General features: G+C 40.1%; 12 protein-coding genes. 6 read left to right on the top strand and 6 right to left on the bottom strand.

Annotated features, from left to right (window positions below):
• Window positions 1-11: 11 nt before the first annotated feature.
• From ACZM60_RS05705 to ACZM60_RS05730, 6 genes are all read left to right on the top strand, one after another.
• On the top strand, window positions 12-1,394 hold the full coding sequence (locus ACZM60_RS05705) for a TolC family protein (RefSeq protein WP_489521010.1): 1,383 nt from the start codon (window positions 12-14) through the stop codon (window positions 1,392-1,394).
• A 24-nt stretch (window positions 1,395-1,418) separates the two neighbouring features.
• On the top strand, window positions 1,419-2,186 hold the full coding sequence (gene lpxA / locus ACZM60_RS05710) for an acyl-ACP--UDP-N-acetylglucosamine O-acyltransferase (RefSeq protein WP_489521011.1): 768 nt from the start codon (window positions 1,419-1,421) through the stop codon (window positions 2,184-2,186).
• Between the two features lie 51 nt (window positions 2,187-2,237).
• Window positions 2,238-2,834 carry a TetR/AcrR family transcriptional regulator gene (locus tag ACZM60_RS05715; protein ID WP_489521012.1) on the top strand — a complete coding sequence of 199 codons (597 nt, stop codon included), beginning with the start codon at window positions 2,238-2,240 and terminating at the stop codon, window positions 2,832-2,834.
• A 61-nt stretch (window positions 2,835-2,895) separates the two neighbouring features.
• Window positions 2,896-4,272 (top strand): SGNH/GDSL hydrolase family protein, encoded by a 1,377-nt coding sequence (locus ACZM60_RS05720; protein WP_022125264.1) that lies wholly within the window; start codon window positions 2,896-2,898, stop codon window positions 4,270-4,272.
• Between the two features lie 6 nt (window positions 4,273-4,278).
• Entirely contained in the window at window positions 4,279-5,235 is a 957-nt protein-coding gene (locus ACZM60_RS05725) for a GDSL-type esterase/lipase family protein (RefSeq protein WP_204459752.1), read from the top strand.
• Window positions 5,213-6,694 (top strand): MBOAT family O-acyltransferase, encoded by a 1,482-nt coding sequence (locus ACZM60_RS05730; protein WP_317337837.1) that lies wholly within the window; start codon window positions 5,213-5,215, stop codon window positions 6,692-6,694. The genes ACZM60_RS05725 and ACZM60_RS05730 overlap by 23 nt, the downstream gene beginning before the upstream one ends.
• 217 nt (window positions 6,695-6,911) lie before the next feature.
• Here ACZM60_RS05730 and ACZM60_RS05735 read toward each other — a convergent pair whose 3' ends face one another.
• From ACZM60_RS05735 to ACZM60_RS05760, 6 genes are all read right to left on the bottom strand, one after another.
• Window positions 6,912-7,373, bottom strand: a complete 462-nt coding sequence (locus ACZM60_RS05735; RefSeq protein ID WP_317337836.1) for a hypothetical protein — start codon at window positions 7,371-7,373, stop codon at window positions 6,912-6,914.
• A gap of 1 nt (window position 7,374) precedes the next feature.
• Entirely contained in the window at window positions 7,375-7,557 is a 183-nt protein-coding gene (locus ACZM60_RS05740) for a type II toxin-antitoxin system antitoxin (RefSeq protein ID WP_489521013.1), read from the bottom strand.
• 15 nt (window positions 7,558-7,572) lie between these two features.
• Complete coding sequence (locus ACZM60_RS05745; protein WP_489521014.1) at window positions 7,573-8,532, bottom strand: SPFH domain-containing protein; 960 nt, start codon at window positions 8,530-8,532, stop codon at window positions 7,573-7,575.
• A 121-nt stretch (window positions 8,533-8,653) separates the two neighbouring features.
• Window positions 8,654-9,118, bottom strand: a complete 465-nt coding sequence (locus ACZM60_RS05750; protein ID WP_489521015.1) for a lipocalin family protein — start codon at window positions 9,116-9,118, stop codon at window positions 8,654-8,656.
• 387 nt (window positions 9,119-9,505) lie between these two features.
• The gene (locus tag ACZM60_RS05755; RefSeq protein WP_489521016.1) at window positions 9,506-10,312 is read right to left on the bottom strand and encodes a hypothetical protein; all 807 of its coding nucleotides are present in this window, start codon (window positions 10,310-10,312) and stop codon (window positions 9,506-9,508) included.
• 28 nt (window positions 10,313-10,340) lie between these two features.
• Window positions 10,341-11,624 (bottom strand): RagB/SusD family nutrient uptake outer membrane protein (locus tag ACZM60_RS05760; RefSeq protein WP_489521017.1); only part of this gene is annotated, 1,284 nt, incomplete at its 5' end.

The raw sequence follows: 11,624 nt of genomic DNA on the forward strand, positions 1-11,624 counted from the left end.
TAAAGACGATAATGAAAAAACAAATATTAGGTGCGATGTGTCTGGCTGCCATGATGAGCAGTTGTCACATCTATAAAGCTTACGATCGTCCGGAATCGATAGATGCCTCAGGCATCTATCGTGACCCGGCGTCGGCTACCGATACGTTGGTTGCCGATACTTCAAATATGGGAAACTTGCCATGGAAAGAAGTCTTTCGCGATGCAAAATTGCAGGCTTTAATTGAAGAAGGATTGGCAAACAATGTAGATATGCAGGCTGCAGCTCTTCGTGTACAGGAAGCAAAAGTGATGCTGACTGCTGCAAAACTGTCGTATCTGCCTTCTATAAACTTGGCTCCTCAAGGAACAACAACTAGTATGGGAGGAGGAAGTTATGTAAAAGCTTATCAACTTCCAGCTGTTGCAAGTTGGGAAATCGATTTGTTTGGCAAGATTCTCAATACAAAACGTGGACAGAAAGTTGCTTATGAACAAAGCAAGTATGCGGAACAGGCAGTACGTTCACAGATTATCTGTGGCATAGCCAATATCTATTATTCGTTGCTGATGCTCGACCGTCAGGTGGAAATTACAACAGAAACTGCTGCCATCTACAAAGAAAATGTACGTGTAATGGAAGCTATGAAAGTGGCTGGTATGACAACCGAAGCGGGAGTTGCACAGATGCGTGCTGCTAGTCATCAGGTAGAAGCTTCGCTGATGGATTTGAAACGTCAGGTACGCGAAACAGAAAACTCTCTGGCTGTATTACTGGCTAAAGCTCCGCAAACTATCGACCGTAATACTCTGGACGAACAGGTGATGCCTGAAGAATTGACTGCCGGTGTACCATTGCAGTTGCTGGAAAATCGTCCTGATGTAAAGATGGCAGAAATGACATTGGCAGCAGCTTATTATACCACGAATTCTGCCCGTGCAGCATTCTATCCAGGTTTGAACATAACAGGAACAGCCGGATGGACAAACGGTTCAGGTATATCTGTAGTTAATCCGGGTGAATTTATGTTGCAGGCACTGGCTTCATTGGCTCAACCTATATTCAATAATGGCAAACTGGTAGCCAATTTGAAAGTTTCTAAGGCAGAAGAAAAAATTGCCAAGATGAACTATCAGCAGACGATATTGGAAGCTGGTAAGGAAGTAAGTGATGCATTGTTCTTATATGATACACAGAACAAGAAACTTATAGAAGACCGTGGACAGGTAGAACAGTTGGATAAAGCTGTTACTTATACCAAAGCTTTGTTCCAGAGTGGAGCAGCCACTTATCTGGAAATTCTGACAGCACAGCAGAATTTGCTGAGTGCACAGCTGAGCGAGGTTTCTGATAATTTCCAGCGTATGCAAGCTGTTATAAACTTGTATAGTGCTTTGGGAGGAGGAAGAGAATAATTAACCTTAAATATGAAAGAAACTATGATTAGTCCTTTAGCTTACGTTGACCCGTCTGCCAAGATTGGGAAAAACGTTACGGTACATCCGTTTGCTTATATCGACAAAAATGTCGAGATAGGCGACGATAATGTGATTATGCCTTATGCCAGCTTGATGAGTGGTACTCGCATGGGAAATGGCAATAAAGTGTATCAGGGAGCTGTTGTTGCTGCAGTTCCACAGGATTTTGCTTATACAGGTGAAGATACATTAGCCTATATTGGCAATAATAATGTAATCCGTGAAAATGCTCTGATTATTCGTGGTACACATGCCGGACATGCTACAAGCGTTGGCGATGGAAACTTCATTATGACAGGTGCACGTCTGTCACATGATGTTGAAGTTGGAAATCATTGTATTATCGGAAATGGCTCGCAGGTATCTGGTAATTGTATTATCCAGGACTGTGCGATTCTTACATCCAATGTGCTGATGCAGGGTAACACACGTTTGGGAAGTTACTCTCTGGTACAGGGAGGATGCCGTTTTATCAAAGATATTCCTCCTTATATCGTGGCAGCTCACGAACCTATTGCTTTTTACAGCATAAATACGAAAGTGCTCGAGCTTGCAGGTTTCTCTGAAACTCTGATTAAACATATTGCTCAGGCATATCGTATTCTGTATAAGGCAAATACTTCTCAGCACGATGCATTGCTTCGTATTCAGGAACAAGTTCCTAATAGTCCGGAAATCGAACGGATTATAGAGTTTGTAAAAACATCGAAGTTAGGCATTATTCATTAATTGTATTTTATGGCAGGCGTAAAGAGAAATAAGTGTGACAGAGCAGAGCTGATGAAACGAGTAATACTGGAAGCTTCCCGTGCTTTTGCCAAATCTGGCATCAAGAATGTTCATATGGACAGTCTTGCGTGCGCACTTTCTATATCCAAACGGACTCTTTACGAGCTATTCTGCGATAAAGAACAGCTTTTGCTGGAAGTGTTTGCCATGCACCAGCAAGAGATGAGTACATACATTAGCGAAGTTGCTTCCAGAGCTGAGAATGCTCTGGAAGTAATCTTTGCTTTTTATAAGCGTAAGTTGAATGAGTTGGGACAGATAAATCCGCTTTTCTTCCGCGATTTACGTAAATATCCTAATGTGTTGACATATATACGCGAACATCAGAAATTGAACGATGCAGCGGCATTGGTACATTTCCAAAAGGGAGTAGAAGAAGGCATATTCCGTGATGATATAAATTTTGCCATTATTAATCAGGCAATGTCGATGCAGATGGAAATGCTGATATATTCGGATATAACAGAAAATTACCCTATTTCAGAAATCTATAGTGAAGTTACTTTCCTGCATATGAGAGGAATTACTACCCCGAAAGGTATGCAGATGGTAGATGCTTTTTTGCAGTCTGTAAAAGAAAAGCCTTGATAATACCCCCTATATTCTTCAAAAAACCTCTATCTTTGCAGCTGTTTGCAAAGAATCATCGATGAAGAATAAAATAACAATAACTTTTGTCTTTACATTACTGGTAGTCTGCGGACTATTGGCACTCTATTATTTGCCTCCTGTAAATTTTAACGGGAGTCCTTTGCGTAAGGTCGATTTATTATCCGACTTACGTCCTGATCCTGTAATCGAAGAAGTTTCCGATACCGATTCCATACCTTTGCCTGTTGTGGCAAAGCCTATATTTGTTGATACCTGTAAGGCTGGTATGACCTGTATAGAAGACTATGCAGATTCTTTAGAGTTGGGAATGGGAGCTTTCTATGAAGCTTTGGAGAATCGTGCTTCACTCAATCGTCCCGTTCGTATCGCTTATTTTGGTGATTCCTTTATAGAAGGTGATATATTGACAGCCGATTTACGTACTCTGTTCCAGCAGAAGTTTGGAGGAAGAGGTGTAGGATACGTGCCTGTAACTTCCCGTATTGCTGGATTCCGTCCCACTGTAAAACACACTTTCAGCGGGTGGGAGAGTCATGCTATAACCGATTCCGTTGCCTTTCATCGTTCCATGCAAGATATATCCAATCATTATTTTATCCCTCGTCAGGGAGCATCTGTCAGTCTGAAAGGTGGTAAAAATTATACTTCTTGTTTGGATACATGCGATATATCTTCTTTCTATTTCTTTTCGTCTGATTCCGTAAAACTGTCCGTACAAGTCAATGGAGGTGAGGATACAGAATACATTTTCCCCGGCGACAGTACGGGAATGCAGGTTGCCCAGGTAGAAGGTAGAATAGGAAATGTATCTTGGAACGTATTGCAGGCTGGAAAAAATACCCGGTGCTTTGCTGCTACAATGGATTCGAAAGAAGGAGTTATACTCGATAATTTCAGTACCCGAGGCAGTAGCGGACAGCAACTGGCCAGCATTCCTCTGTCTATCTTGAAAGCATACAACCGCTTGCGTACCTACGATCTGATTGTTTTGCAATATGGATTGAATGTCGCTTCCGAAAATGTATCGAACTATTCTTATTACACACACGAAATGGAGAAAGTTGTCAGACATCTGAAAGAAGCTTTTCCTGAAGCAGCTATTCTGATAATCGGAATCGGTGACAGAGAAAATAAAACAGAAACCGGAGAGTTGCGAACTATGCCTGGAGTAAAAAATCTCATCCGCTACCAGCAGGCTTTGGCTGCAAATACTCATGTTGCTTTTTGGAATATGTTCGAAGCGATGGGAGGGGAAGGAAGTATGGTAGAAATGGTAAACAGCAAACCGGCAATGGCAAATTATGACTATACGCATATTAATTTCCGAGGAGGAAAACATCTGGCAAAAATATTGTTCGAAGCGCTGATGTACGACAAGGAACAATACGAAAAGCGTAAGGCATATGAAAATTAATGCACTATGAAACAGCTGAATGTTCTGATTTTTTATCTGCTTAGTGCTCTGGGACTATTAGTTGTGAGGCCGGGGTATGCACAGGATGCTATACCTGTATGTCCAAAGCCGGATACACATTCATCCCCCGTCTATCCAAGCCGTGAGATGAAACAACTCATGCAGTTTGTTGCAGTAGACAGCCCGATGCCCGATGTTTTCAAGAATGTTACAGAAAACGAACTGACAGATCCTGCGGGCTCTTTATATCCTTTTTGGGAAAAGCTCGGAGAATTAGACCGTCCGTTACGTATTGTACATATAGGCGATTCACACGTCAGAGGTCATGTTTTTCCCTATGTAATGCGTTGCTGTCTGGAAGATGATTTTGGAGCAAAGGCAGTAGAGCATATTCCTGTATCGTACCAGACCTCTGGAATAGCAAAGGAAACAGGTTCGAACGGCATAGTATACCATATTCTTGGTGTAAACGGAGCAACCTGCCAGACTTATTCTACTCCGGAACGCATTCGTGAAATTGTAGATTTACATCCCGATCTGGTCATACTGTCATTCGGGACCAATGAGGCACACGCACGGCGTTATAATGCTTCAGAGCATACACAAGCTATGAGCCATCTGATAAATATGTTGAAGACAGCGTGTCCTGATGTTCATTTTCTCATGACAACTCCTCCGGGAGCATATGTCAGAAACGGGAGAAGAGGCAGAGTTATCAATCCACGTACACCGCTGGTTGTAGAAAACGAGTTGGAATTTGCCCGTGAACATGGCATTGCTATCTGGGATATGTACGACATTGTAGGCGGCCGGCAACGTGCCTGCCTTAACTGGAATGCAGCAAAAATGTATCAGCGCGATAAAATACATTTTACCCGCGAAGGATATACTTTACAAGGATTATTATTACATGAAGCATTTATAAAAGCATACAATAATTATGTGGCAACTAGATTGGACTAAACTGGCAGACATACTGACTTACGATCCCCGGCAGCCGATGATATTCAGCAGCGGACTGTTTCTGTTTCTTTTCCTCGGATTCAGCCTGATATACGCACTTTTGCAGAAACGTACTACGGCACGTCTGCTTTTTGTATCAGCTTTCTCTTATTATTTTTATTATAAGAGTAGCGGTGTCTATTTCTTTTTATTGGGAATCGTTTCTGTAAGCGACTATCTCTTGGCCGCTAGAATGGCACGTACCGAGACTCTTTGGAAACGTAAAATGCTGGTTGTAGTGAGCTTATGTATCAATTTAGGGCTGTTGTGCTATTTTAAGTATACTAACTTTTTCTATGAAATACTCTGTCCGTTGTGGAACGGTCATTATGAAGCTTTCGATATCTTCCTTCCCGTAGGAATATCTTTCTTTACGTTCCAGTCGCTCAGCTACACTATCGATGTATACCGCCGTGATTTGAAGCCACTCGACAGTCTGTTGGACTATGTGTTTTATGTTTCATTCTTTCCACAGCTTGTAGCAGGTCCCATCGTACGTGCCCGCGACTTTATTCCGCAAATCCGTCAGCCCCTGTTTGTTTCGAAAGAAATGTTCGGACAAGGAGTATTCTTTATTGTGAGCGGATTATTTAAGAAAGCCGTTATATCCGATTATATAAGTATAAACTTTGTAGAGCGTATTTTCGATAATCCCAGTCTGTATTCCGGTTTGGAGAACCTATTTGGTGTTTATGGCTATGCCTTACAGATATACTGCGACTTTTCCGGATACAGTGATATGGCAATCGGTATTGCTTTGCTGTTGGGCTTCCGTTTCCCGATAAACTTCGATTCACCCTACAAGTCGGACAGTGTAACCGATTTCTGGCATCGCTGGCATATATCTCTGTCCAGCTGGCTGCGTGACTACCTGTATATTTCGTTGGGAGGAAACCGGAAAGGCAAGATACGTACCTATATCAATCTTATTCTGACCATGCTTTTGGGAGGTCTGTGGCATGGAGCCTCATGGAATTTCATTATCTGGGGAGCACTTCACGGTGTAGCTCTGGCCGTGCATAAATTTATCCGCAGTCTGTTCCATCGCCCCAAGAACTACCGCAGTACCGGCTGGCGACGTGTTTTTGCTGTCATCATTACCTTCCATTTCGTATGTTTCTGCTGGATATTCTTCCGTAACACCGAATTCGAGGGTTCGGTATCGATGATTCGTCAGATATTCACTTCTTTCCATCCCGAACTGTTCGTGCAACTCGTAGAAGGATACTGGAAAGTATTCGTGCTGATGGGAATAGGATATGTGCTTCATTGGTGTCCGGATAGCTGGCAGAATGCATGTAGCCGTGGCATGACACGCATGCCGTTGGTAGGACAGGCATTGATTCTGATAGCCCTGATATTTCTGGTCATACAGGTAAAGAGCAGCGACATACAGCCGTTTATTTATTTCCAATTCTAGACTGAAAAATGGGGTGATTGAATTTTACTTTTATCGTATAATAACTCATGTATGTGAAGGGTGCAAAAGGGAAAAACAGAAGAAAACTTGTTTAAGAAAAAAATTGCTGATGTTTTTATAAAAACATCAGCAATTTTTTATAGAAATCTGTACGAAAGTTACAATTATTTGTACAGATTTTCAGTAGAATTTGCTGTCCTTTCTTATTTTGTAAATTTTACTTGTATCGGAATGCCAGTATATAATATACGCCAATCGATAAAACACATATTATCAATGAAATAACTTTTAAGATTGCTGCCCATTTATAATAGTCAGATAAAATGCCTGCAACCATAAACATTGTCAAAAAGATATTGAAGATACGTATGAGTTTAATGACCAGTATATATTGTTTGACAACATTATGTTTTCCAATGCGTACCGGAAAATTGATACAACGTACGGGGGCATAGGCCCCTCCAAACAATAAAGCAAATACTACTATACTGATGAATATTCCATATACTCCATAATCAGAGAGGATGTCTGTGTGGAAATAATTCCAGCATACTATTCCGATGCCAGAAAGCAGGCAGAGAGCTGCTGTGCCTTCCAATATCCTATCTGCGATAGATGGATGATAATGTATTTCAGGAGTGTTTTTTCCGGAAAACGGACCTAAATTGATGGTGAACATATTATTCTTCTTTTGTATCAGTTTTCTTTAATCTTCCGCTTTTGCGTAATGCTTCGTTGATTATCCACTGAAGTTGCCCATTGGTACTGCGAAATTCATCCGCAGCCCATTTTTCGATAGCTTCCATCGTTGCGGCATCTACACGTAGAACGAAACTTTTAGTCGTATTCTCTTTTTTTGCCATTGGCCGTTTTCTTGATTAATGATTCAGCGTTCCTGTGTTCACAACCGGCTGGGCGGCTTCGTCGGCACAGAGCACAACAAGCAAGTTACTTACCATAGCAGCTTTTTTATCTTCATCCAGCTCTACGATATCTTCCTGAGAAAGCTTGTCGAGTGCCATGTGCACCATTGATACGGCTCCTTCTACGATTTTTTCGCGTGCGCTGATAATAGCAGAAGCTTGCTGACGACGTAGCATGACGGCAGCGATTTCCGGTGCGTATGCCAGATAATTGATACGTGCCTCTACGACTTCAATGCCGGCCATAGCCAGACGTTCGTTCAGCTTTTGTTCCAGTTGTTCATTGATTTCTTCTCCTCCCGAACGTAGAGTAAGTTCATCGGTTCCCGCTTCATTGTCATCGTAGGCATATTGTCCGGCTACTTGTCTAAGAGCTGCATCACTCTGTATTTTCACAAAGTTCTCGAAAGCATTCATACGATTGGCTACAGCATTTCCAACACTGATTTCTTTGCCGTTACCAGAAGAGGTCGTATCGCTCGCCATAGTTTGTGAATCGATCTCGAACATGGCTTTGTATGTATCTTTCAGTTTCCATACCAGTACCAGACCGATAAGAATCGGATTTCCTATTTTATCGTTTACCTTGATCGGTTCTACATCAAGGTTACGGGCACGTAAGGATAATTTTTTCTTGTTCATGAAAGGATTTACCCAAAAGAATCCTGTCTCTTTGAAAGTTCCTTTATATTTCCCGAAAAAGACCATGATACGCGCTTCATTAGGTTCCAGTTGCATATAACCACCAAATAAAATAAACCAGATAAGCAAGAGTACTCCACCCAATATGAAGAATGGAGTTGTCATTTGCATAAAGCAGCAAATAATGATGCCTGAGATCAATAACAGGTGCATAGCCAGCATGAGAAATCCGTTAGCTTTAAATCCTCTGAAATTTAATTCTTTTGTTTCCATAAACTCATATTTAATTGATATTATATTGATATCACAAATTTATGGATAAAGAATAAATAAAACAACACGAGAGAGGATGTTGTTTAGCATCCTCTCTCGTGTTGTTTTATTGAAATGCAGATTATTCTGCCATGCGTGTATATGTATATTTATCATAGAAACTACCGTATTCGTCTGCTCCTGTTGTTTCGATAACAAGTCTGTCTGAAGAGGCTTCAAGTATTTTTGCGGTAGATACATCGACTCCCTCCATGTTTTCCGGAATCATATTGTTTCCTTCCAGGTAGAAGTTTTCACTATCGTATTGACGCCAAGTACCACTATAGTATTCATAGTGAGTTACAGTGTATTTATTACCGTCTGTTTTTTCTATAGTAATTTTTTCGCAGTCATCTGTAGGTTCAAAAGGATTGAAGTTTTCATTATAAGGAATTTTTTCACCTTCATAATAGTAATATCCGTTAACGGCAGTCATACCCCATACTCCTTCTAACTGATTTACTTCGATAGCTTCATCGTCTTTAGAACATGATGAAAAACAAAAAACACTGATCAGGAGTGTTGCTAAAAACAAAATCTTTTTCATTGGATTAATTTTATTAAATTTTTATTTTTATTAAAAGTATATAAAGTTAGGAAAATACACAATACAGTTTTTATGGTTCTATGACTGTATTGATTTTTATTGTATATATGAGGTGTAAATTTAGGATTATCAGGGTATCCTTTTATAAAAAAACTCCTGCCATTTTGAAAAACAGCAGGAGTAATTTCATTAATTATATTTACAAAATAAATTAAAAATCATCAGCAGGGAAACCTGTGCGGCGGAATCCTGAAACTTTATAAGTCAGTCCGTCTGGGTCATCATCATTGAAATAAATTATTGATCATGACTGGAGTATAGAAATGTAAAAGGTTGATAAAAGAAAAGGAGAATGTGGAAACATTCTCCTTTGTACTTTTAGAAATATTACTTCAATGAAGTTATTGTATAGCTTTCTTCGTATATACCAAAGCTACCTGCACTCACTAAGAACTCAAAAGGAAAAGTAAAGGTTTGGCTTGCTTCATCATAGGTTGCCTCTTCTGCAAGCGAAGCTGTAATAGCGCCATAAGTTGCATCGTTTATACCTGTAGCAATTGATGTTGACTGCAAAGTTACTTTATCACCTTCCCATGAGAAAATAATACTACCTGTTCCTGTACCCCAATATGATTTTAAGCGATACATATTCAAAATGGCTGAATATTCCATTTCCTGGTCTGTTTCTATCGGATTCTCATCCGGACTCATGATATAATCAGAAAATTTACCGTCAGCATAAGGTATGTAGTCTTCTTTTACAATATTCAGTTCCAAACGAGGATAATATTCTGACTGTGTATAAGCCTGAGTATATGCCGGATCAATGACAAGAGTCATCGGATAAAACTCGAACACTTCCATGCCATTACCTATTTTAATGGTAATGGTCTTGCTGCTTTCTCCTTGTGCAAAATCTACTTGTGTCGGAGCTTCAAACATATCAGAATAGACACTTGTCATTTTCAGGGGAACTGATAATGCGTTATCCGTTTGGTTTCTTCCTACTGTAACTGTAAATTCTGCATCATTTGGTCCTAAAGCAACTTCAGCGTTGGTTGGTGATTCGAAGTATACGTTTATACCGCTTGCATTGCTTGCCTCTCCTGGAGTATAATCATCATCACTACATCCACTCAGGAAAGCAGCTGTAAAGATTGCTCCAGAAAATAATATTTTATTTAAGATTTTCATAATAGTCTTATTTTTAGAATTATATTAGTTAGTCGGTAACTCCGTCTTTCAAGTTTGGATTTTGTAAAGATATGGGTTTTGTTCCTCCTGCATTATTTACAATTCCTGCATTGTTATTTGATTCTTTTTGTGGAATACGGAGCAAAAGATATGGATCATTAGCTTCTATATTAAAACAAAAAGCATCAGGCCAATTTCCTTTATCTGTTCCATGAAAACGTACGACAGGTTTATTTAAACGCATGATATCTGCCATAGCAAAACCTTCTCCCCATAACTCAATACGGCGCTGTTTCCATATTTCATCTTGTAAAGCTTCTTTGGTTGAGGCTGTACAAGTATAGCTTGGATCACGATAATTTTTAACAAATGCTTCAAGCTTGGATTTGGCTTCTCCTTCTTGGTTACTCATGGCAAGACCTTCTGCTTCGATCAGCATCATTTCTTCTACACGCATGATACACCAGTCGCAGTCATTTGTAGCACTTCCTATACCACTTTTCATACCGAACTTTACATTTGTATAAGGCACATAAGCCTTTTTAACGTCAGTAATTGTATATGTAGGAATGTCCTGTCCACTAGCTTCCCCCAAAACTTGTCCGTTCAGAAGGTCAGAATGCAGATCTTCGTCTACCCACCATTGCTTACGGATGTCTGTTTCCGGTATTACATTGTACAATAATGTATTGATACGTTTATATACACCTACTGCAGCAGCATATGATGCACCAGAGAATGATCCTAAGTGTGATGGCCATGAAGGATTGCCACCATTTTTGGTTACATCGCTTGCTGTAATACTAATTCCCCACATCCAATTATGGTCATTCAGATTGTAAAAAGCAGGTTGAGAAACCTCTTCGCGGCTATATGGGGTATAACCTTCCATTGCTTTAGATGCATCATTAGCTGCTTCTGCCCAATTTCCCATATATAGGTTAGCACGAGCACGAAGTCCATATGCCACTTGCTTGTCTATACGAGTCTTGTCACCTTTACGATCATAATTTTCTAATTTGTCTATAGCATCGTTCAGGTCATTCATAATTTGTGTATAGATTTGTTCTACGGTAGCACGCGGATTATTGTTGAATTCTGTAGTTGCTTCAGTAACCAAGGGAACACAAGGCAAATCTTTGCTACTTGCGTAATTGAACTGATAATAAGGAGCTAAACATAGATAATCGAAAGCACGTACAGCTTTTGCTTCACCTATATATTGTTTTAACTTCTCGTCCTCTGTATTTTGATCAACAGATGCCAGTATATCGTTTGCCAGTTTTAACTGATTATAAAAATAGCTATAACG

This window comes from Phocaeicola sp. (assembly GCF_057861905.1).